Here is a 26,786-nt window from a genome sequence, read left to right as displayed (position 1 = left end):
ACCCTCCGGGGCACAATCTGCCGAGATCCCTGGCGTCATTTACGTCCTGATAAACTCACTCTATTTCACGCAGCATCGCACCTATAGCGGCACTCAAGCGGGTCATACCGACTTGAATATCCTCTTCAGGTATATTTAACGCGGGTGCCAAACGCATAACATCCGGCCCTGCGACCAATATCATCAAATGCTCATCCAGCGCTTTCTGCAGCAGTAATTTTGACTGACCGCGCAAACCCTCAACCAGTTCACCGCCGATTAGCAAGCCTCGGCCACGGATCTCTTTGAACACACTGTACTGACGATTGATGCGTTCCAGGGCATCGAGCATCATTTCCTGACGCAGACGCACTCCTGAGAGAAACTCCGGCGTGTTCACAATATTGAAAACAGCTTCTGCCACTGCACATCCCAAGGGGTTTCCACCATAGGTGCTGCCATGACTGCCAACACTCAGGCTGGCTGCAAATTGATCTCGAGTCAGCATCGCCGCGATTGGAAAACCGCCACCCAGCGCTTTCGCCGTGGTCAACACATCCGGATAAATGCCGTAATGCATGTACGCATACAATTCTCCGGTACGCCCCATACCCGTCTGAATTTCATCAAGAATCATCAGAGCCTGATATTCATCACACAGCGCTCTGACACCTTTCATGAAGTCCCGGGTGGCCGGAAGTACACCGCCCTCACCCTGAATAGGCTCCACGACAACGGCACAGGTTTTATCTGAAATTGCGGCTTTCAAACTTTCCAAATCATTGTACGGTATATGGGTAATGCCTTGAGGTATCGGCCCGAACCCCTCGGTATACTTTTCCTGGCCGCCCACCGATACCGTGAACAGGGTACGACCGTGAAAACCGTTCAGGCAGGCAATAATTTCATTCTTTTCAGAACCGAAATTCAACGAGGCGTGGCGTCTGGCCAGCTTGAATGCGGCTTCATTGGCTTCCGCGCCAGAGTTAGCAAAGAATACCTTGTCTGCAAATGTATTATCCACCAGCAAACGAGCCAACCGGAGTGCTGGCTCATTGGTCAGGACATTACTCAAATGCCACAGCTGCTTCGCCTGCTGGGTTAATACTGAAACCAGTTCAGGATGTGCATGTCCCAGCGCACTCACCGCAATTCCACCGGCAAAATCGACATACTCGTTGCCACTTTGATCCCACACCCGGGAACCAAATCCCCGGACAGGAATCATTTTTCCGGGTGCATAATTTGGCACCATGACCTGATCAAAGGTCGTGCGGGAAACGGCATCGTCCCCATTAGACACTGGAAGTTTGGAACCTTGTATCAATACATCATTACTTTGCGGCATACGCCTACTTCTCCACTCCATCGGTACGGATCAAAATATGAACAAGCCTCAACCGATACCCATTCTATAGCTCATTCAGGCGACCTTGGCAACGTACGCCATCAGGTTCACGCGGCACAAGGTCTTGTCTAAACTACACCTCTAAACTACACCTCTACACTACACAGCTCCACTACACCGGCCATCCCCCGGCGGTTGGCGTGATCTACAGCAACAATTGCCGGATATCACTTAACAACAGACTGATCAATCCGGTAAAGCGTGCGGCTTCTGCACCGTTGACTGCCCTGTGATCGTAGGATAATGACAATGGCAAAAGCAAGCGGGGCACAAACTCATTTTCCTTGAAAACCGGTTTGATCGCGGCTTTCGACACGCCCAAAATGGCAACTTCCGGCGTATTCACAATGGGTGTAAACGCGGTGCCTCCCACACTGCCGAGGCTGGAGATGGAAAAACATCCCCCCTGCATATCAACAGGTTTGAGCTTTTTCTCCCGCGCTTTGTCCGCCAGACTTGTCATCTCATCCGCCAGATCCCAAATGCCCTTTTGACCTGCATTCTTGATCACCGGGACCACCAGCCCATCAGGCGTATCAACCGCCACACCAATATTGATGTAATGCTTCTGGATTATCTCACTACTTTCCATATCAAGCGATACATTAAATTGTGGTAGCTTCTGCAAAGCATAGGCGCAGGCTTTAACAATGAACGGCAATGGCGTCAGTTTACTGTTTCGGGCCGATGCGGCGGCTTTCTGAGCCTGCCGGAATGCCTCCAACTCCGTAATATCGGCTTCATCGAATTGGGTGACATGGGGTACATTAAGCCAGGCTCGCTGCATGTTTTCAGCCGTCACGCGATGAATTTTCGTCATTGATCTGCGTTCAATCTGACCAAATTGACTGAAGTCCGGCAGTTTCACCTGGGGTAATCCGACGCCCTGACCCGAGCTGACAGGCGTTTGCTTCAATGCCGTTTTAACGTAGCGCTGGACATCCTCCTTCAATACTCGGGACTTGGGCCCTGAGCCCTGCACCTGACTCAAATCCACACCAAATTCCCGCGCCAATTTACGCACAGCTGGCCCTGCATGCACTCGACTTCCGGGGCTCAACGCGCCAGCGTATACCCGCTCCTCTTCAGGACGGGGGCTTGGTGTTGCGGGCAAATGTTCAGGAGGCGATTCTTTTTCAGGTACAGGACCTGAACCTGCCACTGAAATGGCCAAAAGTACATCGCCTTCGCTCACGGACTGCTCCAATTGCACCGCAATGGACTCAACTTTTCCCGCATAAGGGCTCGGCACTTCCATAGTGGCTTTATCCGACTCCAGCACAACGATGGCGTCGTCCACCTGGATGTCATCCCCTGCAGCTACGCAGATCTCGACCACCAAGGCTTTTTCGGAACCAATATCCGGCACCAACACTGATTTCGATTCCAAGGACCCCGAATCGGGAGTGTTTTCAGTACCCACCGGTTCAGAGACGGGTGCATTGGAATAAGCGGGTTTGGTCGGTTCGGGACGGCTTTCATCCGGAAATGCTTGAGCATCCCCCGCGCTTGCGTCAACAGCTTCGTCCGCCTCGATAACCAGCACCAAATCACCTTCCGAGACTTTATCCCCGATCGCCACATGCATTTCCAGAACAGTGCCTGCCTGAGTCGCAGGCACTTCCATAGTTGCCTTGTCCGTCTCCAGCACGATCATTGGATCATCGATGTCCAGCTTATCACCGGGTTGCACACAGAGTTCGATCACATCGACCTGTTCACCACCACCCAAATCCGGAACTTTGATTTCAACTTTACTCATCGTCTGCTCCTCCCTTACCGGTGCAGGGGATTGGCAGAGTTTCGGTCAATATTGAAGGTGCGCATGGCATCCAACACTATTGACCTTTCAATTTCTCCGCGCATTGCCAAAGCATTCAAGGTGGCAATCACCACGTAGTAGCGATCCACTTCAAAATGCTGGCGTAGTTTTTCCCGTGTATCACTCCGCCCGAAGCCATCGGTACCCAGCACCGTGTATTCAGAAGGAACAAATGCACGAATCTGCTCACCGTAGAGCCGAATGTAATCAGTTGATGCAATCACAGGCCCCGCCCGATCCTGCAAACACTCGGCCACAAATGGCACTTGCGGCGTCTCATCCGGATGTAACAAATTCCAGCGCTGTTTGTGTTGTCCATCTCGCGCCAACTCATTAAAACTGGTCACACTCCACACCCGGCAACTTACCGCAAACTGTTCAGCAAGTATTTTTGCGGCGGCGCGCACTTCGTTGAGAATGGCACCACTGCCCAGCAATTGGGCCTGAAGCTTACTGTCTGCCTGTGCGGAGGAAGTTTCCTCCAGACAGTACATACCGCGCACAATTCCCTTTTCAGCGCCTTCCGGCATTGCGGGTTGAACGTAGTTTTCATTCATGATCGTGATGTAGTAATAAATGCTCTCGTTTTCCTGATACATGCGTCGCATGCCATCTTGAATGATCACCGCCAGCTCGTAGGCAAATGCAGGATCATAAGCCAGACAGTTCGGCACCGTGCTGGCCAGCACATGGCTATGACCATCCTGATGTTGCAGACCTTCTCCGTTCAGGGTCGTTCGCCCCGAGGTGCCCCCCATCAGAAAACCACGACAGCGACTATCACCCGCAGCCCATGCCAGATCTCCCGTACGCTGAAAGCCAAACATGGAATAAAAAATATAAAACGGGATCAGCGGATAATCGTTTGTGCTATAAGAGGTTCCACATGCGATCCAGGCTGACATGGCCCCCGCTTCATTAATGCCTTCTTCAAGGATCTGACCGGCTTTGTCTTCCCGGTAATACATCACCTGATCACGATCATTTGGTACGTACTTCTGCCCTTCTGAGGTGTAGATTCCCAACTGTCGGAACATTCCTTCCATACCAAATGTACGGGCTTCGTCAGGTACAATCGGCACGATGCGTTTACCGATTCGTTTGTCCTTGGTTAATGTCGAGAGAATCCGGACAAAGGCCATCGTGGTCGAAATTTCCCGTTCATTGGAGCCTTGCAACTGGTTCTCGAACAAACTCAAATCAGGGATTGTCAGTGGCCGACTGTCTTTTCGGCGCTTGGGATAAAAGCCCCCCAACTGCTCCCGGCGTTTTTTCATATACAACACTTCGGGACTGTCCGGTGAAGGGCGATAATAGGGTACATCTTTGAGTTCTTCATCGTTCAGGGGAATCCCGAACCGATCCCTGAACTTCTGCAAGGTTTCGATATCCAGTTTTTTCAGGGAATGGGTGGTATTTTGTGCCTCACCACTGCGCCCGAAGCCATAACCTTTTATAGTGTGCGCCAAAATCACCGTTGGCTGTCCCGTATGCTTCACGGCCTGATGATAGGCCGCATAAACCTTGTAAGGGTCATGCCCACCCCGATTCAACCTGACAATATCTTCATCCGTTAGCGACTCTGCCATTTTGGCCAGCTCTGGATATCGACCGAAGAAATGCTGTCGAGTATAAGCCGGGCCATTGCTTCGGAAGTTTTGCATTTCTCCGTCGACGAACTCGTCCATTGCTCGCTGCATGATGCCATTGCTATCCTTTTCGAATAATGGATCCCACAACCGGCCCCACACCACCTTGATAACGTTCCAGCCCGCGCCGCGGAAAACACCCTCCAGCTCCTGGATGATTTTACCGTTACCTCGCACAGGCCCGTCCAGGCGCTGCAAATTACAATTGACGACAAAAATAAGATTATCCAGCTTTTCACGGCCCGCCAGCGCTATCGATCCGAGTGTTTCCGGTTCATCGGTTTCACCATCGCCAACAAAACACCAAACCTTGCGTCCGTCGGTTTTCACCAGCTCCCGGCTTTGCACATATTTCATGACATGGGCCTGGTAAATAGCCTGCATCGGGCCGAGACCCATCGATACCGTCGGAAACTGCCAATAATCCGGCATCAACCAGGGGTGCGGGTAAGATGACAGACCTTCACCATCCACCTCATTGCGAAAATTGTCCATCTGGTTTTCTTCAATTCTACCTTCCAGAAATGAACGCGCATAAATGCCGGGTGAACTATGCCCTTGCAAATAGATCAAATCTGCTTCCCGTTCTTCGTTGCCAGCGTGAAAAAAATAATTGAAGCCCACATCATAAAGCGTGGCAATGGAAGAAAAGGTGGAAATGTGTCCCCCGAGATCCCCCGGACGCTTGTTCGCCCGAAGTACCATTGCCAGCGCGTTCCAGCGAATCAGTGATCGTATCCGGCGCTCCATAAACAAATCACCCGGCATTCTGGATTCCCGGGTGACCGGAATGGTATTGCGATAAGGGGTAATGATGGAATAAGGAAGTTGTGTGCCATCCCGGGTGGCGCGCTCTGAAAGGCGGGTGAGAATGTATGCTGCGCGCTCGATACCTTCGTTTTCAATGAGCGACTCGAGCGATTCCAGCCATTCACGGGTTTCGATTGGATCTATATCCTCTTGCATGCAGTGCTCCTGTCATCGATTTCGATACACTATTTAAAAGCTTGCTACGCACGATCTGATCAGATTGATACAACCTGATTCAAAAAATAGCCTCTGATCTAATCAGTGTAGACTCTTCTGCCCTGTTACGGGTCATTCGTGGAGGAGGAACCCATCACGGTGCACCCGTACACTAAAAACGAGAACCACGTCATAAAACACTACCAAGTCCCTTGGCAGTACGATTAGTAATCGCTGATAATTTGCCCAGCGTTACAAATCTACACATTTGGCAACGCATCAGATACAAAGTAGCAGCGGTCACCGTCCAATTGCATTCATATTTGCGGTACATGGCACATATTACGGTAAAACAAACCTCGAGGATTTAACTTATGCCAAGTCAACACGTACACGGGTTGCCTTTCCAAAAAGTGAGGCTCAGTAACCGCCTCCAGGCTATGTTATTGCTTATCCTCTGCTCGTCTGCGGCACAGGCGGTACAACCCCTGACCGAAGAAGACATGCAAAATGTTTCTGCGGAATCACAAAGCCTGGAACAAATTCTAAATCTGGCCGGAGATACTGCTGCAGGTGAAGTTGTCGCGGAACTGCAGCAAAATGCGCCCGGAAATACCATACACAACAGCCAGGATCACGCTAACACGGATTCGAACCGGATTCAGAACGACACGGAAAGCAGCGAGAAAAACGCACTGCTGGGTAATACGTCCGTTTCTGTTGCGTTCAATGACGTGGACAACACATCGCAAACCAGCTCATCCGCGTCTGAGTTTGGTGACAGCACCGTAACAATCGACCCCCGCCTGAAATTCAGTGATGTCAGCGCCACAGGTTCGAATGGGCTCGCCATAAACCAAAGTGCCATTGTACAACGCGTACAAATACTCAATGCAGCGGACGCCAACCAGCAAATTCGCGGCAATTTTTACTATACCAACATTCAGAGTCAGTCAAGCATGACTATTCAAGGGCGTTGATTGCTAACGCCCGACGGCTGCTTAGACGTTCGTTCACCAATCCAGAGCATTAAAATCCCCCCCGCAACAACCAGTCCAATGCCTGCAAATGAAATCATATCGGGCAGTTGTTTCCAGAAGATCCAGCCCAGTATTCCCGCAAATACAACACCGAAGTAACTAAAGGACGATATCAAACTGGCTTGCGCAAACCGGTACGCCTCGGTATAGAGCCAGAGCGCGACATAAATAGACACTCCTATTCCCACTAAAAAAGGCCATGTTTCAGGGGGGATGGGTTGCCAATGGTAAAGCATCCAGGGCAATGCAAATAAAACCGAAATCAAAAAATAATAGAATAGAATACGGTAGCCCGGTTCAGTGAAGGTCAGCCCGCGGGTAAACACCATAGACACCGCCAAACTGAGGGCGGACATAAATCCGACCAGATGCCAAATACTGACTTCATGAGATGTCGGCTTCAATATCAGTGCCACACCACACATGCCCAGAATAATTGGTATCCAGTGCAGCCGGTGGATACGTTTCCCCGATATCGCCCAGATCACTAATGGCACACACAACGGGGATGCACTCCTCAAAAGTGCCGCTTCCACCAGAGGCACATTCTCGATGGCCAAGTAATAGAAAATAAAACAAAGGCACCCACCAATACCCCGTACGATATGCGTTCCCAATCGTTGGGTTTTCCAAACCGCTTGCCGATGCCGAAGCAGATGGGGTAAACAAAACAGCAGACACACGGCGTACTGAATGCAGATTATCGTCGCCACCGGAACCTGATCGACAATATGTTTCGTCATCGCGCCTGCACAAGCGGTAACGAAAACGCAGAGCAGCATCAGAATTACACCGGTTGCGGCTCCACCACGACGCGCTTCGAGATCTGCAAACAGTGTTCTCAAAACGCGATTCCTTCAATCCGGTTTCCAGGAAACGATAAACAAATAACGGGAGCCCTGTGCAACACCAGAACAGCACAATCTAATATCATAACAACAACTCGAAACTTAAGTTCTACAACGCTTCAACTCATCCAGAAGCGGGGCCGGCTCGAACGGTGTACTTCACTCGCAATCAGTATCAACATATCCAGACTCGATGTTAATGGCTAAAGTACACTTTTCCGCAGTATGAAAGGCAACTGCACTACAAACTAACTGATACAAATGTCTTTGCCAATTAGAACTTGGTATAAATTCCCGGCTGAGCAATAGCAATCGCGGTGGTGTGTATTACACTATCTTTCACAACACTTAATTTGTAAGATTCTCCTGCACGCTCAAAACAATAACCATATGAGCACAATGCAGATAACGAAATTATCCGGAAAGGCTTTCGACTCATTGAATTACGCTTGACCGCCGGTAAATATAAAATGACCTCAGGACAAAGTAAATTCAGAAAGATCCTCCAGATGGGAACTAAAAGAAAAGAACGGGAATATTGAAAATGAGCAAAGTTAGAAAATCATTACTTGGGTTAGGCGTTTCTGCGGCACTGTTTGGTGCTACGCTGGCGCAGGCAGACAATATCAAAGTCGCCCTGGCTGGACCCGTTACCGGACCCGTCGCTCAGTATGGCGATATGCAAATGATTGGCGCACAAATGGCCATTGAAAAAATCAACGAAGCGGGCGGTATCAATGGCGATAAGCTGGAAGGTATCATTTATGACGATGCCTGTGATCCCAAACAAGCAGTAGCCGTTGCGAACAAAATTGTTAACGACGGGATTCAATTTGTGGTTGGCCACCTTTGCTCCAGTTCCACTCAGCCCGCATCAGACGTATATGAAGATGAAGGCATTCTGATGGTGACTGCCGCATCAACCAACCCGGAAATTACCGAACGCGGTTACAAAATGTTGTTCCGTACCATCGGTCTTGATAGCCACCAGGGGCCGGTTGCAGGTAATTATATCGCCCAGAAAATCAAACCCAAGAACCTGGCGGTTATCCACGACAAACAACAGTACGGTGAAGGTATCGCAACTGCAGTAAAGCAAACTGTAGAAAAACAAGGTATCAATGTTGTGATGTTCGAAGGGATTACAGCAGGGGATAAAGACTTCTCCTCATTAATCGCCAAAATGAAAAAAGCCAATGTTGATTTCGTATACTACGGCGGGTATCACCCTGAGCTCGGTTTGATCTTGCGTCAATCTGCAGATCAGGGACTGAACTCCAAGTTCATGGGCCCGGAAGGCGTCGGGAACAAAGACATCAGCAACATTGCTGGCGAAGCGTCTGAAGGTCTATTGGTAACCTTGCCACCAAGCTTTGATAAAGACCCTAAAAACAAATCTCTGGTAGATTCTTTCGTGGCCAAGGAACAAGACCCAAGCGGTGCATTCGTAATGACTGCATATTCAGCCGTACAGGTCATGGCCGATGCGATGAAAATGACAAAATCAACCGATACTGACAAAATTCAAAAAGCGCTGCGCGAGAATACATTTGATACCCCAACCGGAAAAATCGCTTTCGATAACAAAGGTGATTTGAAAAGTTTTGACTTTGTTATCTACGAATGGCATTCCGATGGAACAAAAACTGCTGTAAAATAGTTGGTTTTTTCGCCTATTGATTAAAAAAACACCTTATTTCCAACCGGGAATGAGGTGTTTTTTGTTTAGGCCGAAAAAAATGAGCACAGATAACAAAAGTCCTAAACTCGGAGATGATGAATGCTGGAGTTTACGCTCTATTTTCTTCAACAATTGCTCAACGGACTGACCATTGGTAGTACCTATGCACTAATTGCGATCGGCTACACCATGGTGTACGGCATCATCGGAATGATCAACTTCGCCCACGGTGAGATCTATATGATCGGGATGTACGTCTCGTTCGTTGCAATCGCCGGAGTCACCATGATGGGCATAACGTTTTTACCCTTGGTATTATTGCTGGCCCTATTAGCAGCAGTCCTGATTTCCAGCACCTTTGGCTGGTCAGTAGAAAGGGTTGCCTATCGGCCATTACGGGGCGGTAACCGGCTTATCCCGCTCATCTCCGCCATTGGTATGTCCATATTCCTGCAGAACTATGTCCGTTTGGCGCAAGGTTCCCGAGATGTCGCAATTCCCAGCCTGATCGAAGGAAACTGGTCATTCGGTCCCAGTGACGGCTTTCAGGCTACCGTATCCCTCATGCAAGTCATCATTTGGGTCACCACCGTTATCGCAATGTTTGCATTGACACAATTTATCGCACGCTCGCGAACCGGTCGGGCCTGTAGAGCGGTATCGGAAGACTTGAAAATGGCAAACCTATTGGGAATCGATACCAATCGAATTATTTCTGTTACCTTTGTCATCGGTGCTGCGCTCGCCGCTGTAGCAGGCTTACTGCTCGGTTTGTACTACGGCGTAACCAACCCTTACATCGGCTTTATTGCGGGTTTGAAAGCATTTACCGCAGCAGTGCTGGGGGGTATCGGCAGTATTCCTGGCGCCATGCTGGGCGGACTCATTCTCGGTGTGACTGAAAGCATGACAGCCGCTTACTTTTCATCCGAATACAAAGATGTTGTCTCATTCGGTCTGCTCGTCGTTATCCTGCTCTTCCGACCTACCGGGCTTTTGGGCAAACCGGAGGTTGAAAAAATATGACATCACAAAGCACATTCTCCAATGCATTGATCTCGGCAATCGCGACCTTAGCCTTGAGCTTTCCTCTGCTTGGACTAAAACTTGTTGCAGATGGCGGAATTCCCAGTATCGCAGGCGCAGAGAAAGAGACCTATTTCTACCTGATTGGCGCCACCTTGCTGGTGTTCTTTTTCCAGTTATATCGCCAATCCCTTAAAAGCATTGTGCAACACATCCCGTTACCGCAAATGACAGCGGTCACCTCCATAAAAGAATCGGTACAAGCTCACCCCAAGTCCGGGGTCATCATGATGCTGGTTTTGATCTCCTTTGCCTTCATCTGGCCCTTTTTTGCCAGTCGTGGATCGATTGACCTGGCAACACTGGTTTTAATCTATGTCATGCTCGGTCTTGGTTTGAATATTGTGGTGGGCCTGGCTGGATTACTGGATCTGGGGTACGTGGCATTTTACGCAGTAGGTGCCTACAGTTATGCGTTGCTTTCAGAGTACTTTGGTCTTTCGTTCTGGCAGTGCTTGCCGATTGCGGGTATTCTCGCAGCTACATTTGGCTTCATTCTCGGATTTCCGGTACTGCGATTACGGGGCGACTATCTAGCTATCGTCACTCTCGGATTTGGGGAAATTATACGAATTCTCCTCAACAATTGGACCCAACTCACTGGCGGCCCTAATGGTATCGGCGGGATTCCGAAACCCCACCTCCCGATGTTGCAAACTGAACCTGATGTCGCGCTTATCGGACTGGAATTCACACGACGGGCCAAAGAAGAAGGAAATGTACCCTTCCATGAATTTTTCGGTGTCGATTATGACAGCTCCTTGAAAATTCTGTTTCTCTATCTTCTGGCCCTTCTACTCGTTGTATTCACAATCTATGTTATTCGTCGTTTGATCCGGATGCCTGTAGGACGGGCCTGGGAAGCATTACGGGAAGATGAAATAGCCTGTCGCTCACTCGGCTTAAATCGAACGATAATCAAGCTCTCCGCCTTCACCATCGGTGCTTCATTTGCAGGATTTGCAGGGGCATTTTTCGCCGCCAGACAAGGCTTTATAAGTCCTGAATCCTTTACCTTTATCGAGTCAGCAATCATATTAGCCATTGTTGTCTTGGGTGGCATGGGCTCACAACTGGGCGTTATCCTCGCCGCCGTTCTGATGACAGTCCTGCCAGAACTTGCACGGGAATTTCAGGAATACCGAATGCTGCTATTCGGTTTAATGATGGTACTCATGATGATCTGGCGTCCACAAGGCCTGGTGCCAATGCAGCGCCCTCACCTCACACTGAAGACTCGTAAAGGTTGATTTATGCTCGAAGTTGAAAATCTATCAATGCGTTTCGGTGGTTTGCTCGCAGTTGATGGTGTCTCCCTGAAAATAAGTGATAAAGAAATCGTATCGATTATTGGCCCCAATGGTGCCGGTAAAACAACGGTATTTAACTGTATTAGCGGTTTTTACCGCCCGACCGGTGGCAAGGTTAAACTGGATGGTGTAGAAATTCAGGGCCTCCCAGACTATAAGATCTCCAGAAAAGGCATGGTCAGAACATTCCAGCATGTGCGACTGTTCAATAGCATGACCGTGATCGAGAACCTGCTGGTCGCTCAACATCGGCATGTGAATACAAATCTGTTAGCCGGTTTGTTCACCACCCCCTCCTATCGTCGCAAAGAACGAGAGGCTATGGATCATGCGGCATACTGGCTGGAGAAAGTAAATTTGCTCGACCTGGCCAACCGGGAAGCCGGAAACCTCGCTTATGGTCAGCAACGGCGACTCGAAATCGCTCGCTGTATGGTCACCAAACCACGGATGCTGATGCTGGACGAGCCTGCAGCCGGGCTGAACCCCCGGGAAACCAAGGATCTCGATGAGCTGATCGTAAGTCTCAAGGAAGACTACAATATCGCGATTCTTTTGATCGAACATGATATGAGTCTGGTGATGGGGATTTCAGATGAAATTGTAGTCATTAATCAAGGACAACCCCTGGCCAGCGGAAAACCGGAAGAAATTCGCACCAACCCTGACGTTATAAAAGCTTACCTGGGAGAAGTATGATGCTGAAAGTCGATAACATCCATACTCACTACGGTAAAATTGAAGCGCTGCGAGGGGTTACAATCGATGTGAATGAGGGCGAAATAGTCTCTTTGATCGGTGCAAACGGAGCGGGTAAATCGACGCTACTGATGAGTATCTGTGGCGACCCGAAACCCAGTGCCGGAAAAATCATTTATCAGGGAGAGGACATCACCGGAAAGCCAACATCTCAAATCATGCGCAGCGGAATTGCAATCGTGCCAGAGGGACGACGCATATTTCCCGGGCTGACGGTGGCAGAAAATCTGCACATGGGCGGTTTTTTCACAGCCAAAGCACAGTTCGATGAAACGCTGGAGTACGTATTCAGCCTGTTCCCCCGACTCAAAGAGCGGGAGAGTCAACGCAGCGGCACCATGTCCGGCGGCGAACAACAAATGCTGGCAATTGGCAGAGCATTGATGACGCAGCCAAAATTACTGTTTCTTGATGAGCCTTCATTGGGGCTTGCGCCCATTATCATTAACCAGATTTTCGAAATTATCGATCAACTCAGAAGCCGGGGAATGACAATATTTCTGGTCGAACAAAATGCCAATCAGGCGCTTAAGTTGGCCGATAGAGGTTACGTAATTGAAAATGGTGAAATTGTGTTGCAAGACACCGGGGCAAATTTGCTGACCAATGAAGAAGTAAGGAAAGCATATTTGGGAGGATAGCGAGTCATCACCGGTCACCAGACCGCCAATTTTCGCTTAAGATGGAAAGCGATCAGCTTCCGGGCGCTGAATACAGCGCCCGGATTAATGAACAAACTAGCCGTTCATTTCTTCTTCTGAGATGGACTTCATGCTCAACTTGATGCGTCCACGAGCATCGATATCCAGCACTTTAACAAACACCTCCTGCCCTTCTGACAAAACATCTGAAACGTTGTTCACACGCTCTTCAGAGATCTGGGAAATGTGAACCAAACCATCTTTACCAGGCAAAATATTAACAAAAGCACCAAAATCTACAATTCGCTCTACCTTGCCTTTGTAAACCTTGCCAACTTCCGCTTCAGCCGTTACCGCAAACACACGCTCGATAGCTGCATCTGCCATGATTTTATCTTCCGCATAAATACGAACCTGGCCATCATCTTCAATATCGATTGACGCACCAGTATCTTCACAGATTGAACGAATTGTTGCACCACCTTTACCGATTAGATCCCGAATTTTCTCAGGGTCAATCTTCATGGTATGCATTTTCGGTGCTTTGTCAGATACGTCATCACGGGACTTGTCGATAACTTTGCCCATCTCACCCAAAATGTGGATACGCGCGGTATGAGCTTGACCCAGAGCTACTTCCATAATCTCTTCAGTGATGCCCTCGATCTTGATATCCATCTGCAGTGCGGTGATCCCTTCCGAGGTACCTGCTACTTTAAAATCCATATCACCGAGGTGGTCTTCATCACCGAGGATATCGGTCAGAACTGCGAACTTTTCGCCTTCCTTCACCAAGCCCATGGCGATACCGGCAACCGGAGCAGTAATAGGTACACCTGCATCCATCAATGCCAGACTGCTTCCGCACACACTGGCCATCGAACTCGAGCCATTGGACTCGGTGATTTCTGAAACAACACGGATTGCATAAGGAAATTCATCTACTACGGGCATCGTTGCCTGGACACCACGTTTGGCCAAACGTCCGTGGCCAATTTCACGACGACCTGCACCACCCATACGACCACATTCTCCCACGGAATATGGAGGGAAGTTGTAATGCAACATGAACGGCTCTTTCTTTTCGCCTTCCAATGCATCCACGATTTGCACATCGCGAATCGCACCCAGAGTGGCCACAACCAAAGCCTGGGTCTCACCTCGAGTAAACAACGCAGAGCCATGCGCATTCGGCAGCACACCAACTTCAACATCAATCGGACGAACGGTTTTGTTATCACGACCGTCAATCCTTGCCTGACCATCAATTACGCGACCACGTACGATCGTCTTCTCAAGCTTCTTAAATACATCTTTTACTTCATCTGCGGATGGCTGACCTTCCTCATCTCCCCCAAGCGCTGCAGCGGCTTCAGATCGTAACGCATCCAGGCGGCTGTAACGGGCCATTTTTTCGCTGATCGTGTAAGCTTCGGAAATCGCAGAACCATATTTCTCACTCAGCGCTTCCAAAAGCGGTTTATTACCTTCCGGCGCACTCCACTCCCAGGATGGCGTTCCCACTTCCGCCGCGAATTCTGTGATTGCGTCGATTGCAACTTGCATCTCTTGATGGGCAAACAGCACAGCTCCCAGCATTTCATCTTCGGTCAGTTCTTTCGCTTCAGATTCGACCATTAACACAGCGTCTTTGGTTCCAGCGACAACCATATCCAACAGCGACCCGTCGAGCGCTTCAAATGTAGGATTGAGAATGTAACCCTCATCCTCAGTAAAGCCTACTCGGGCAGCGCCGACTGGGCCATTAAATGGAATGCCGGATACCGCCAGTGCTGCAGATGTTGCGAGCATGGCCAGGATGTCAGGATCAACACTTTTGTTTGCTGAAACCACAGTACAGATAACCTGAACTTCGTTCATGAAACCATTCGGGAACAAAGGACGGATAGGTCGATCGATCAACCGGGAAGTCAACGTCTCCTTTTCAGTAGGACGTCCCTCACGCTTGAAGAAGCCACCGGGAATACGACCTACCGAGTAGAGTTTTTCCTGATAATGTACTGACAGCGGGAAGAAATCTTGATCAGGGCGTGCATCTTTTGCCGCTACAACGGTCGCCAGAACGCTGGTATCATCGATGGATGCGAGCACAGCACCGGTTGCCTGTCGTGCAACTCGACCGGTTTCTAGGGTGACGGTGGAACCGCCAAATTGAAAACTTTTAGTAATTGGATTCACATGTTCTCCTTGATTTTCTAACGCGTGAAATTCTTCTATAAGGCTCAGAACAGGCAACCCAAAACTAACCACCTGCAAGCATTGAAGGCACAAGCCTTTACACAGGCTCTGATTAATACTTTGAGGCCTCTGGAACTGGAAGGTTACGAAGCCACAAACGATTAATCAGAGATCACTAATCTTGTGTATACCGCTCTGAAGATTTACTTAAATTCAAATAAAAAAGTACCGGACGCCTGAAACAGGCCCCGGTACCAGATTCATAGTATAAGCAAGTATAGCTTTACTATCGGAATTAGCGACGTAATCCCAATTTGCCGATCAGCTCAAGATAGCGATCCGCATCTTTGCTCTTCAGGTAATCCAGAAGCTTACGACGGTGGTTAACCATACGAATCAGACCACGACGAGAGTGATGGTCTTTCTTGTTTGCCTTGAAGTGACCCTGAAGTTTGTTGATATTTGCACTCAACAACGCAACCTGAACTTCCGGTGAACCTGTGTCACCTTCCGCTTTTTGATACTCTTTCAGGATGCTTGCTTTTTCTTCAGCAGATAATGCCATTGCTTAATCTCCGATATAATATGCGTTTCATGATAAATACGTGTAACCGTGCATATTTACAGTTACCGTATGTGTTTAACTACCCGCTAAAGGCAATTAACCTGCGCGGATTCACATCCCCCTCGATGGTGAGCGATGCGAGCCCTAAAAACTGTTGTTCACAACTATTGTCGTTTACCCGTCCATAAACACGCACTTCAGACTCTACGGCCAAGTTCTGGTGGTCAAATACGCTCTGGTAGTCAAATACGCTCTGGCAGTCAAACACCCGGCTTATTTCCGCCTGACTAACACGCACAGACTGTCCGTGAACAAATGCGTCACGCATTGTATCCTCGAGCGCTAGAATAGGCAAATCTGAGAGCATTTCATCAAGGGGCAGCAAGGTTTCGTCCATTCTCGAATAGGACTTACCCGCTTCACTTTCATCTAGCAGCTCAGATAACTGCGCAAGAGACATACATTGCTCGATCGAAAACGGCCCCGCCTGTATTCGATGCAACTTGGTCACATGGGCACCACAGCCCAAGGCCAGCCCAATATCCTCAACCAGTGTCCTGATATACGTTCCTTTACTGCAGAACACCCGGATATCAAGCTCATCACCTTCAAACCGGAGCAACTCGATTTCAAAAATCTGAATTTCCCTTGATTTTCTGGGTACAACTTGCCCGGCCCTGGCATACTCGTATAGGGGTTTTCCCTGATACTTCAGGGCAGAATACATTGAGGGTACCTGTGTAATCACGCCTGAAAATCGCTGAATCACCGCTTCGACTTCATCCCGACTCAACTCAGGCACATCAGAACACTTTACCAAGGCACCTTCACGATCACCGGTTTCTGTGATTTGTCCCAACTTCGCGGTAGCCTCGTAGCCCTTATTGGCATCCAGACCTCGGGCTGCGAACTTGGTTGCCTCACCGAGACAGATTGGTAAGACTCCGGTCGCCAAGGGATCCAGACTGCCAGTATGCCCAGCTTTTTGGGCATCGAATAGACGCTTGACCTTTTGCATAATAAAGTTGGAAGTGACACCTTCATCTTTATTCAGCAAGAAAACGCCATCAATCAAACGACCTTTTTTCCGTCTACTGCCCACCGTTAGCCCTGTTCATCCACATCGGAATCGTCCCCTCGCTGGATAGCACGACTATTATCTTCGTTTCGTGCACGGTCAATCAGACTGGATAGATGGCGACCCTGAATAACTGCAGCATCAAAATGAAATCTGAGGTGTGGCACGATTCTGGTTTTCACCCGGGCACCAAGCTGGGTGCGCAAAAAACCAGACGCGCCCTTTAGTACTTTCTGGATTTCCTGAATTTTAGGTGAGTCCTCAGCCAACTCTTCCGTACCAATGACTGAATAGTAAACATCTGCATATCCCAAATCCTTGCTCACCTTGACAGCGTTAACACTGAGCATGGAAACACGGGGGTCGCGAACTTCTCTTTGCAGCAACACAGCCAGTTCCTTTTGAAGCTGATCCCCTAAACGCTGCGGACGACTAAACTCACGGGGCATAATTTAACCTCTATACTGGTGCTGCAAGCGCACCGTTTGAAACTTTCTCCAAATCAGAATACTTCTAAGCAAAAAAACACTTAATAAGCACCATCCCTGACCTGAAGTAAGAATACGCACAAATGACAAAAAACCGATGCAGCCCATAGCCACACCGGTTTTTTTTAAGCCGGACAAGTCACCCTCTTCCAACTTTTCTAACGAACAACCTATTTAAGTTGACGTTCAACTTTGACTTTATCGTAAACCTCGATCTTATCACCAACCTTGACGTCGTAGTTCTTCACACCAATACCACACTCCATACCGGAACGAACTTCATTGACATCATCTTTGAAGCGGCGTAATGATTCCAGCTCACCTTCAAAAATAACCACGTTGTCACGCAAAACACGAATAGGTTTATTCCGGTATACCGAACCTTCTTGCACCATACAGCCAGCAACCTGGCCAAATTTCGGTGAGCGGAAAGTATCACGCACTTCAGCCACACCGATAATTTCTTCTCTATACTCAGGTGCAAGCATACCTGTCAGTGCCTGTCTGACATCATCAATAATGTCGTAGATAACACTGTAGTAACGTAGATCAAGACCTTCACGCTCGACGATCTTCTTCGCCGCAGCGTCAGCCCGAACGTTAAAACCGATCATAACCGCATCAGACGCAAACGCGAGGTTAGCATCCGTTTCTGCGATACCGCCAACACCACTGGAGATGACTTTGACTTGAACTTCTTCGTTACCCAGGTCAGCCAAAGCACTCGTAAGGGCTTCAAGTGAACCACGAACATCGGTTTTCAAAACAATATTGAGGTTCTTAACCTCATCCTGTCCCATATTCTGGAACAGATTCTCCAGTTTGGCAGATTGCTGTCGCTCGATACGCTCTGTTCTGAATTTACCCATTCGGAAATTGGCAACTTCACGGGCTTTTCGTTCATCCGGAACAACGAAAAAGTCGTCGCCAGCATCGGGAGTGCCATTGAGGCCCAGAATTTCAACAGGTATTGATGGACCGGCACCATCGACTTTCGCACCAGCCTCGTCCAGCATTGCTCGCACTTTACCAAAATGCATACCCGCGATAACGATATCGCCCTGCCGCAACGTCCCATTTTGAACCAATACGGTAGCAACTGAACCACGTCCGCGATCCAGGCTGGATTCGACCACGACACCTTTTGCCGGAACGTCCTTCACGGCTTTTAATTCCAGTATCTCAGCCTGTAAAAGTACTGCATCGATAAGCTCATCGATTCCCTGACCGGTATGAGCTGATACATTTACGAACTGAACATCTCCACCCCAGTCTTCAGGGATAACATCCAAAGCAGACAACTCGTTTTTGACCCGATCAGGATCCGCTGCCTCTTTATCGATCTTGTTAACCGCCACAACAACCGGTACACCGGCGGAGCGTGCGTGATGCACGGCTTCTTCAGTTTGAGGCATAACACCATCATCTGCGGCTACAACCAGAATTACGATATCAGTACACTGAGCACCTCGAGCACGCATCGCCGTAAATGCGGCGTGGCCTGGCGTATCCAGAAACGAAACCATGCCATGATCTGTTTCTACATGATAAGCACCGATATGCTGGGTAATACCACCGGACTCCCCTGCCGCCACCTTGGTTCTACGAATATAATCAAGCAAAGATGTTTTACCGTGATCAACGTGCCCCATTACACTGACAACTGGCGCACGAACCACCTCTTCACCCTCGTAGCTGATAGAATCGATTAACGCTTCTTCAACTGCATTTTCCCGGAGCAGCTTGTAGGTATGACCTTTTTCTTCAACAACGAGTATGGCTGTTTCCTGATCAATCACCTGATTGATCGTCGCCATCACACCCATCCCCATCAGAACCTTGATAACCTCGGTCGCCTTCACGGACATTTTGTTAGCGAGATCCGATACAGAAACACTCTCCGGGATCGCGATCTCTTTCACAACAGGCTGAGTCGGCTTCTCAAAACCATGGGTTTTGTCTTTCGCTTTTTTCTTCCTGCGGATTCGTTTAGACCCGAGACCACCCTCAAAATCCAGCTCATCAAACTCGTTAACACGGGGTGAGTTGATTTTATGTGGCGTGGATCGGCCTTTTTCAGTACGACGATGCCGCTCCTGTTCCTCTCGATCCAGAGACTCTTTGTGTTTTTTCTTCTTCGCCTTTTTCGGATCGTTCTTTGGCGAATCATCTGAAGCTTCTGCTGATTTTTCCGGCTGGGCTTCCGTAGCGCCTTCTTTTGCAGCCGCTGGAGTTGCTACCGCCTCTGATTCAGCCGGTGCAACTTGAGTAGCTGTCGTATCGGTTTCAACAACCTCTTCCTTTACACTAACTGCAGCCTCTGGGGCAGCCGTTTCCTCAGCAATACTTACTTCTGACACTGCAGGTTGCTCTGCCTCGACTTGTTGCGCATTAGCTTCAGCGGTGACCTCAATCGAGGTCGCTTCAGAAGCACTTGAAGCTTGGCTCTCAGCAACAGCATCCTGCTCCTGGACAGCCAACTCTTCTGCCTCAACATCCTCTCCTGCTGGCGCATCTTGAGGTGCTTCTGCACGCTTGATGTACGTTTTCTTTTTTCTTACTTCAACATTGACTGTTTTCGCTTTTCCGGCACCGCCAGAGCTTTTCAGCGTAGTTGTCGTTTTACGTTTTAAAGTAATCTTCTTCGGCTCCGAATTAGAGTCACCATGACTCTTTTTGAGAAACGCCAACAATTGTTGTTTCTCATCATCTGTCACGATATCGTTTTCTTTCTTGGTAGCCAGACCTGCGTCCTGAATCTGTTTCAGCAGACGATCTACAGGGGCTCCCACATCCTCGGCAAGTTGTTTAACGGTCACTTCCGCCATTAGTGCTTCCTCCTGTAATCAATCACTGCTGGTCTTCAAACCATGGTGCCCGAGCGGTCATAATGAGTTTTGCCGCTCGTTCTTCATCCAAACCTTCTATTTCGACAAGTTCATCTACCGACTGTTCGGCGAGATCTTCCATCGTAATAATTCCCCGACTGGCCAATTGATAAGCCAGATGTTTATCCATGCCATCCATAGACAACAAATCATCATCAGGCTCTTGTCCCTCTAAAGCTTCCTCTGAAGCAATTGCCTGATTCAATAAAACGTCTTTCGCGCGTTTACGAAGTTCGGATACGATATCCTCATCGAAACCATCAATACCCAACATCTCTTCCATTGGCACATAAGCCACTTCTTCGAGAGTGGTGAAACCTTCATTGACCAGAGCCGATGCCAAGTCCGAATCCACATCGAGCCGGTTTTCAAAATACTCGACATACCGACCAAATTCTTGCTCCTGCTGACGCCCGGCTTCTTCTTCGGTCATCACATTCAATTCCCAGCCCGTCAGCTCACTCGCAAGACGAACATTTTGACCGCTACGCCCGATCGCCATCGCGAGATTGTCTTCGGAGACAGCAACATCCATCGTATGCTTGTCTTCATCCACCACGATCGAAGCAACTTCAGCTGGTGACATGGCGTTGATGACCAGTTGCGCCGGATTATCATCCCAAAGCACAATGTCGATGCGCTCACTGCCCAGCTCATTGGACACGGCCTGGACTCGTGCGCCACGCATACCAACACACGCCCCCACAGGATCAATTCGTCCATCATTGGTTTTGACTGCGATTTTCGCCCGTGAGCCCGGATCTCTGGCAGCACCTCGAATTTCAATTACTTCTTCAGCAATTTCGGGAACTTCAATTCGAAACAGTTCAATCAGCATCTCCGGACAAGTCCGACTTAAGATAAGCTGCGCACCTCGAGCATCCTCACGAATTTCTCGCAATAACGCACGCACACGGTCTCCCATGCGGAAGCTCTCACGCTGAATTAACTGATCACGAGGCAACAATGCTTCTGCGTTATTTCCCAGATCGATGATAATATTATCTCGAGTGACCTTCTTCACCGTACCGGTAACCAGCTCATTGATGCGCTCCCGGAAACCGTCAACGATTTTCGCACGTTCAGCTTCCCGAACTTTTTGCACAATGATCTGCTTGGCGGCTTGTGCACCAATTCGCCCGAATGCTACAGACTCGACTTTCTCTTCATGAGTATCACCAGGCTGCAGCGCGGTATCAATTTCTTCTGCTTCTTGCAGGGTCAATTCTGTCCCCAAGGCAGGCACAGCGTCATTATCCACAACCAACCAACGTCGGAAGGTCTCATATTCCCCGGTTTTGCGATCGATAAGAACGCGTATATCAGCCGCTTCCTCATCTTCATAACGTTTTTTGGTGGCTGTCGCCAAAGCCAGCTCAATCGCCTCAAATATGACGCCTTTTTCCACTCCTTTTTCATTGGAAACGGTTTCTACAACTTGGAGTATGTCTTTATTCATTGAGTGATCCTGCCTTTAAGAAACTTGTCTAATCGAATTGAGGAACGATATTGGCTTTGTCGATACTCTCGATTGGCAACAAAAGCTCATGTTCACCGACGACCAGGACGACGTCTTCCCCTTCGATTCCTTTTATTATTCCAGAGTACTTACGTTTGCCTTCAAAAGGCATTTTCAGGCGTAATTGCACATTATGGCCAGCGAACTGTTCGAAATGCGCTAATTTTAGGAGTGGCCTATCCACTCCAGGTGAAGATACTTCCAATGTGTATTCAGTAGTAATAGGGTCCTCTACATCGAGAACAGCACTGAGCTGCCGACTGACCAAAGTGCAGTCGTCAAGAGTTATCCCGTCGGGCTTATCAATATATACGCGCAACACAGAGTGCTTCCCCTGAGAAATATACTCTACTCCCCAACACTCATAGTTAAGCCCCTCAACCACCGGTGACAGAATGGCCTCAAGAATCTCCAATTTACTCAATAGCAAAACCTCATTGAACACAAACAAAAAATGGGCATACAGCCCACATTCTTACTGGTCACAGCAACTCGATGCTGTGACCAAATTTTCAAGCACTCTAATCCTAGAGCACCCGTCAGGAAACCGCTAATCTGCGAAACCCGAAATGGAAAACAATACCGACTAGTCAAAATACACTAAACAGTCCGTAATCAGTCGAATACACCAGAGACGAAGCACTCATACAACAGCGGACTATTAATGCTCAGACTAAATGACATGGAAAGGCCGATTAGCCTAGAGCACATCGACTGAAAGCCACTGGCATTCAGGCTTCGCTCTTACCAAGATGAGAATCGCCAACAACAGCAGACTGCAACACCCAAACTGGTGGCGAATTATATTGATTGATTACGCATTGGTCAAGCAAACTCAACCAGAACCAGCACATGCCCACCATTGTCACTCGAAAGCGAAGTAATCACTGCAAAGCGACCAATGACACCCTAACTGACACTTTCTGATTCCAAAAGAAAAAGGAGCCTGACAGTATTCTTAAACCTAATCGCCATTCTCAAATGAGTGACGACGTTCAAGTTTGCCTGGGAGGAACAACCGCAGAACCGGCAATCCGAAATTAGCGAATCCTAACATGGTGCATCAGATAAATACTTTCTGAGTAACAAGCCATTAGAATTAACAACAAACAAACTCAAGTTAAAAATGGTGCCGAAGGCCGGACTTGAACCGGCACGGCTTACGCCACTACCCCCTCAAGATAGCGTGTCTACCAATTCCACCACTTCGGCATTACAAAAAATCAAACCAAACTTCACTCAAGCTCAGGTGCTGACTCGGCGCCGGATTCTAGCACACCAGATTCAGAAGGCAAGCTTTTTTCAGCCAGTTCTGAACTTTCAAGTTGAGTACTTGAACTCTCAGACACCCCTTCACCTTCAGAGACTTGATCCAGCGCTGGCACAGACACCAACTCTGGAGCCAACCCCTGATCCACCATGGATTCCGCACGCTGCTTGGCAAATACCGCCAAACCAAAGCTTGTCGCAAAAAATATCACGGCTAACCACGCCGTCACCCTGGACAAGAACGATGCACTACCCTGGCTTCCAAAAACGGTTTGCGATGCACCACCACCAAATGCTGCACCCGCATCAGCCCCTTTACCATGCTGCAAGAGCACAAGAGCCACGAGCCCCGCACACGCGAGAACATGCCCAACACTAACCAGAGTCTCTAACCATTCCATCAAAAACTACCTTGCAGCTTCACAAATTGCTGAAAATTCTTTTGCATCAAGAGAAGCACCACCAACAAGCGCTCCGTCGATATCCGGCATCACGAACAAATCAGAAACATTAGCTGCTTTGACGCTTCCACCATAAATAATCCTTACCGCACTCTCAGCGCCCGGCTGAAGAACCCTCAACAAAGCACGAATATTATGATGCACCTCCTGAGCCTGCTCTGGAGTTGCTGTCACACCCGTACCGATGGCCCAGACCGGCTCATAAGCAACGCAAACCCGACTGACATCCTCCGGTGAGACCAGACTAAAGCCCGCCTCGAGCTGGCGCTGAATAACAGCCATTGTTTCATCCGAGTTCCGCTCAGCGAGGGACTCACCCACACATAGCACCACATCCATACCGGATTTTAAAGCCACAGCCACTTTCTTCGCGACCTCAGCATCTGTTTCAGCGAACAAGGAGCGCCGTTCGGAATGACCGACAAGAGCTAAACTCCCACCACAAGCCACCACCATGTCAGCAGCTACTTCACCAGTGAAAGCCCCTTGTTCGTAGAGCGATACATTTTGTGCGCCTAACTGCCATCCAGCGGGAAGAGCACTTTTTACCTGCGGTATAAAAACAAAAGGAGGAAAAACGGCACAATCAACTGTATCACACTTCACTTTCGCCAGTTCAAACATCATTGAATCAACAAATTCAGGCGATCCATTGAGCTTCCAATTAGCAGCAACCAGTTTCTTACGCATAACCCACTCTGTTTTCAAAGAGGCGCAAATACTACCCGACTTCCAGTCAAGTTACAAGCACCTGCAGGGAAAGATATGAACCGCCAAACCAAGATCAAAATTCACACAGCAGCTTTAACAACAGCAGCCAATTCTTCGACCAACTGATCAACCAACTCAGCCTCATCGCCCTCAACCATAACCCTGATCAAGGGTTCAGTACCAGAAGCCCGAAGCAAAACACGCCCGGCCCCGGCCAAACGCACTTCAGCCCGAGCAACAGCATCACTGATGTCAGCTTTCGTCATCGGATCAAATCGTTCCGCCACTTTCACGTTAACCATTTTTTGCGGCAGCTTGTGCATACCAGCCTTGAGTTCATGCAAGGTACAACCCTCCTCCCTCAAGGCAATCAACACCTGCAACGCCGAGATAATCCCATCTCCTGTGGTGGTATTATCACGGCAAACGATATGACCGGACCCTTCGCCACCTAACAACCAGTCATTTTTAACCAACCTTTCCATTACATACCTGTCGCCTACTTTAGCCCGCTCAAATGGAATCCCCATTTCCCGAAACGCAAGCTCAGCGCCAAAGTTCGTCATTAACGTACCCACAACTCCACCACGTAAGCGACCTGCGCGCTGGCGACTTTTAGCGATAATATAAATTAACTCGTCACCATCAACCAACTCTCCCCGGTGATCAACCATCACAACCCTATCGCCATCGCCATCAAACGCTATACCTAAATGAGCACCGCGCTGAACGACTTCGTTCTGCAAATTTTCAGGTTGAGTTGACCCTTGCTGCTTATTAATATTAAGCCCATTAGGCGACACTCCCAGACTCTCAACCTGCGCACCAAGCTCACTAAACACTAAGGGCGCCACTTGATAGGTTGCGCCATGCGCACAATCCAGAACAATCTTCAGCCCGTCCAGCGACATACTCGACGGCACAGTGCTTTTACAAAACTCCACATACCGACCAACCGCATCCTCAATCCGGCGAGCCTTACCCAGGCGATGTGACTCTACCACCTCGACATCTTTCTCCAGATAAGACTCAATTTCGAACTCGATACGGTCATCAAGTTTGGCGCCATCCGCCGAGAAAAACTTGATACCATTATCATAATGCGGATTATGCGAGGCACTTATAACAATACCTGCAGCAGCACGAAATGTTCGCGTCAAATAAGCGATTGCTGGCGTAGGCATTGGCCCAAGCAAACTGACATTAACACCTGCAGCGGACAACCCCGCCTCAAGTGCAGACTCAAACATATAACCAGAGATACGAGTATCCTTACCAATCAACACCCGACCATCAGCACCATCTTGAGAAAAGACTTTTCCAACAGCCCACCCCAACTTCAACATGAACTCCGGCGTAATCGGTTCCCGCCCCACGGCCCCTCTAATGCCGTCCGTACCAAAATATTTCTTACTTCCCATTACCCACATTCCTCACCGCTGTAACGACTTTCAACGCATCCAAAGTTTCGCCAACATCGTGCACACGAATAATAGAAGCGCCCCGCTCAACAGCCAGGGCTGCGGCAACCACACTTCCAATTAAACGCTCATCAACCGGTCGACCCAACAAGTCACCAAACATCGATTTTCTGGATACACCTATCAGTATAGGCTGATTAAGTGCAGACAAATCCCCCAGATTCGCCAAAAGGGAAAGATTATGTTCAAGCTTTTTGCCAAACCCAAACCCGGGATCCAGGATAATTCTTGCGCGCTCAATCCCAGCCTCTATACAAGCCTGGGTTCGCGCCTCCAGAAACCGGAAAACCTCACCAGTCACTGAATCATAATCCGGATTGCTCTGCATTGTCCCGGGCGTACCCTGCATGTGCATCAAACACACACTCACATCAGCAGAAAGTACAGACTCTATCGCCCCAGAGCTTGTCAACGCACGAACATCGTTTATTAAATCCACCCCTGCCGAAATCGCTAGCGCCATCAACTCAGGGGAGCTCGTATCCACAGAAATAGCAACATCCAATTCACCATTAACCCGCTCCACGATCGGCATCACACGATCTACTTCCTCCTGAACGGAAACAGGTTTTGCCCCAGGCCTCGTTGACTCACCACCAATATCAATTATTGAAGCACCTTCACTGACCATTCGTTCAGCTTGCTTCAGTGCCACATCACCTTGCGTGAAACGCCCCCCATCGGAAAATGAGTCTGGAGTAACATTTAATACTCCCATCACGAGAGGCAATCCGTCCTCAAATTGACGAGATCCTATTCTCATTCCCATCCCCTGAATTTCAAACCCACCCTACAATTCCTGTATTCAATGCAATTCATACAACACCAAACTAAAATCCGCATCTCTTAAAAACCTCCATGTATCCGCAGCAATTCTACTTCACCAGAAACAAAAAAGGCGCCAGACTGAAAGTCCAGCGCCTTATCACTGTACAACT

General features: G+C 48.9%; 21 protein-coding genes and 1 tRNA gene. 6 read left to right on the top strand and 16 right to left on the bottom strand.

Annotated elements, in window-relative coordinates:
* Window positions 1-55: 55 nt before the first annotated feature.
* The 3 genes from OLMES_RS07445 to aceE form a co-directional block, all read right to left on the bottom strand.
* Entirely contained in the window at window positions 56-1,327 is a 1,272-nt protein-coding gene (locus OLMES_RS07445; RefSeq protein WP_087460674.1) for an aspartate aminotransferase family protein, read from the bottom strand.
* 205 nt (window positions 1,328-1,532) lie between these two features.
* The gene (locus tag OLMES_RS07440; RefSeq protein WP_087460673.1) at window positions 1,533-3,149 is read right to left on the bottom strand and encodes a dihydrolipoyllysine-residue acetyltransferase; all 1,617 of its coding nucleotides are present in this window, start codon (window positions 3,147-3,149) and stop codon (window positions 1,533-1,535) included.
* Window positions 3,150-3,163: 14 nt separating this feature from the next.
* Window positions 3,164-5,824 (bottom strand): pyruvate dehydrogenase (acetyl-transferring), homodimeric type, encoded by a 2,661-nt coding sequence (aceE, locus tag OLMES_RS07435; RefSeq protein WP_087460672.1) that lies wholly within the window; start codon window positions 5,822-5,824, stop codon window positions 3,164-3,166.
* Between the two features lie 374 nt (window positions 5,825-6,198).
* Here aceE and OLMES_RS07430 point away from each other — a divergent pair, with 374 nt between their 5' ends.
* Window positions 6,199-6,804 carry a hypothetical protein gene (locus OLMES_RS07430; RefSeq protein WP_087460671.1) on the top strand — a complete coding sequence of 202 codons (606 nt, stop codon included), beginning with the start codon at window positions 6,199-6,201 and terminating at the stop codon, window positions 6,802-6,804.
* Here the strand turns inward: OLMES_RS07430 and OLMES_RS07425 are convergent.
* Window positions 6,792-7,709 carry a DMT family transporter gene (locus OLMES_RS07425; RefSeq protein WP_232465287.1) on the bottom strand — a complete coding sequence of 306 codons (918 nt, stop codon included), beginning with the start codon at window positions 7,707-7,709 and terminating at the stop codon, window positions 6,792-6,794. The two genes, OLMES_RS07430 and OLMES_RS07425, sit on opposite strands and share 13 nt — an antisense overlap.
* A 547-nt stretch (window positions 7,710-8,256) precedes the next feature.
* On the opposite strand from OLMES_RS07425, the gene OLMES_RS07420 reads away from it, so the two are divergent.
* The 5 genes from OLMES_RS07420 to OLMES_RS07400 all read left to right on the top strand — a co-directional run bounded on the left by OLMES_RS07420 (window position 8,257) and on the right by OLMES_RS07400 (window position 13,189).
* Window positions 8,257-9,372 carry a branched-chain amino acid ABC transporter substrate-binding protein gene (locus tag OLMES_RS07420; protein ID WP_087460670.1) on the top strand — a complete coding sequence of 372 codons (1,116 nt, stop codon included), beginning with the start codon at window positions 8,257-8,259 and terminating at the stop codon, window positions 9,370-9,372.
* A gap of 120 nt (window positions 9,373-9,492) precedes the next feature.
* Window positions 9,493-10,419, top strand: coding sequence for a high-affinity branched-chain amino acid ABC transporter permease LivH (gene livH, locus OLMES_RS07415; RefSeq protein ID WP_087460669.1), 927 nt, complete (start codon window positions 9,493-9,495; stop codon window positions 10,417-10,419).
* Window positions 10,416-11,729, top strand: a complete 1,314-nt coding sequence (gene livM, locus OLMES_RS07410) for a high-affinity branched-chain amino acid ABC transporter permease LivM (protein ID WP_087460668.1) — start codon at window positions 10,416-10,418, stop codon at window positions 11,727-11,729. Before livH ends, livM begins: the two co-directional genes overlap by 4 nt.
* 3 nt (window positions 11,730-11,732) lie before the next feature.
* Window positions 11,733-12,488 (top strand): high-affinity branched-chain amino acid ABC transporter ATP-binding protein LivG, encoded by a 756-nt coding sequence (gene livG, locus OLMES_RS07405; RefSeq protein WP_087460667.1) that lies wholly within the window; start codon window positions 11,733-11,735, stop codon window positions 12,486-12,488.
* Window positions 12,488-13,189, top strand: a complete 702-nt coding sequence (locus OLMES_RS07400) for an ABC transporter ATP-binding protein (protein ID WP_087464382.1) — start codon at window positions 12,488-12,490, stop codon at window positions 13,187-13,189. The genes livG and OLMES_RS07400 overlap by 1 nt, the downstream gene beginning before the upstream one ends.
* A 96-nt stretch (window positions 13,190-13,285) precedes the next feature.
* On the opposite strand, the gene pnp is transcribed toward OLMES_RS07400, so the two are convergent.
* The 12 genes from pnp to folP all read right to left on the bottom strand — a co-directional run bounded on the left by pnp (window position 13,286) and on the right by folP (window position 26,611).
* A complete protein-coding gene (gene pnp, locus OLMES_RS07395) occupies window positions 13,286-15,388 on the bottom strand; it encodes a polyribonucleotide nucleotidyltransferase (protein ID WP_087460666.1) in 2,103 nt (700 codons plus the stop codon).
* A gap of 295 nt (window positions 15,389-15,683) precedes the next feature.
* Window positions 15,684-15,953: a 30S ribosomal protein S15 gene (gene rpsO / locus OLMES_RS07390; protein WP_087460665.1), complete on the bottom strand. Its 270-nt coding sequence runs from the start codon at window positions 15,951-15,953 to the stop codon at window positions 15,684-15,686.
* A gap of 79 nt (window positions 15,954-16,032) precedes the next feature.
* Window positions 16,033-17,055 (bottom strand): tRNA pseudouridine(55) synthase TruB, encoded by a 1,023-nt coding sequence (truB, locus tag OLMES_RS07385; protein ID WP_087460664.1) that lies wholly within the window; start codon window positions 17,053-17,055, stop codon window positions 16,033-16,035.
* 2 nt (window positions 17,056-17,057) lie between these two features.
* Window positions 17,058-17,480: a 30S ribosome-binding factor RbfA gene (rbfA, locus tag OLMES_RS07380; protein WP_087460663.1), complete on the bottom strand. Its 423-nt coding sequence runs from the start codon at window positions 17,478-17,480 to the stop codon at window positions 17,058-17,060.
* Between the two features lie 209 nt (window positions 17,481-17,689).
* Window positions 17,690-20,347 (bottom strand): translation initiation factor IF-2, encoded by a 2,658-nt coding sequence (gene infB / locus OLMES_RS07375; protein WP_087460662.1) that lies wholly within the window; start codon window positions 20,345-20,347, stop codon window positions 17,690-17,692.
* A gap of 22 nt (window positions 20,348-20,369) precedes the next feature.
* Window positions 20,370-21,866, bottom strand: coding sequence for a transcription termination factor NusA (nusA, locus tag OLMES_RS07370; RefSeq protein ID WP_087460661.1), 1,497 nt, complete (start codon window positions 21,864-21,866; stop codon window positions 20,370-20,372).
* Window positions 21,867-21,894: 28 nt separating this feature from the next.
* Window positions 21,895-22,350 carry a ribosome maturation factor RimP gene (rimP, locus tag OLMES_RS07365; protein WP_408635136.1) on the bottom strand — a complete coding sequence of 152 codons (456 nt, stop codon included), beginning with the start codon at window positions 22,348-22,350 and terminating at the stop codon, window positions 21,895-21,897.
* Between the two features lie 703 nt (window positions 22,351-23,053).
* Window positions 23,054-23,138, bottom strand: a tRNA-Leu gene (locus OLMES_RS07360).
* 23 nt (window positions 23,139-23,161) lie between these two features.
* Window positions 23,162-23,596, bottom strand: coding sequence for a preprotein translocase subunit SecG (gene secG / locus OLMES_RS07355; protein WP_087460660.1), 435 nt, complete (start codon window positions 23,594-23,596; stop codon window positions 23,162-23,164).
* Between the two features lie 6 nt (window positions 23,597-23,602).
* Window positions 23,603-24,346, bottom strand: a complete 744-nt coding sequence (gene tpiA / locus OLMES_RS07350) for a triose-phosphate isomerase (protein ID WP_087460659.1) — start codon at window positions 24,344-24,346, stop codon at window positions 23,603-23,605.
* Between the two features lie 101 nt (window positions 24,347-24,447).
* On the bottom strand, window positions 24,448-25,788 hold the full coding sequence (gene glmM / locus OLMES_RS07345) for a phosphoglucosamine mutase (RefSeq protein ID WP_087460658.1): 1,341 nt from the start codon (window positions 25,786-25,788) through the stop codon (window positions 24,448-24,450).
* Entirely contained in the window at window positions 25,778-26,611 is an 834-nt protein-coding gene (folP, locus tag OLMES_RS07340; protein ID WP_087460657.1) for a dihydropteroate synthase, read from the bottom strand. The genes glmM and folP overlap by 11 nt, the downstream gene beginning before the upstream one ends.
* Window positions 26,612-26,786 lie beyond the last annotated feature (175 nt).

This window comes from Oleiphilus messinensis (assembly GCF_002162375.1).
GTDB classification, from domain to species: domain Bacteria; phylum Pseudomonadota; class Gammaproteobacteria; order Pseudomonadales; family Oleiphilaceae; genus Oleiphilus; species Oleiphilus messinensis.
Note: the sequence above shows the minus strand (reverse complement) of the source record. Positions and strands in the feature narration are given on the sequence as shown.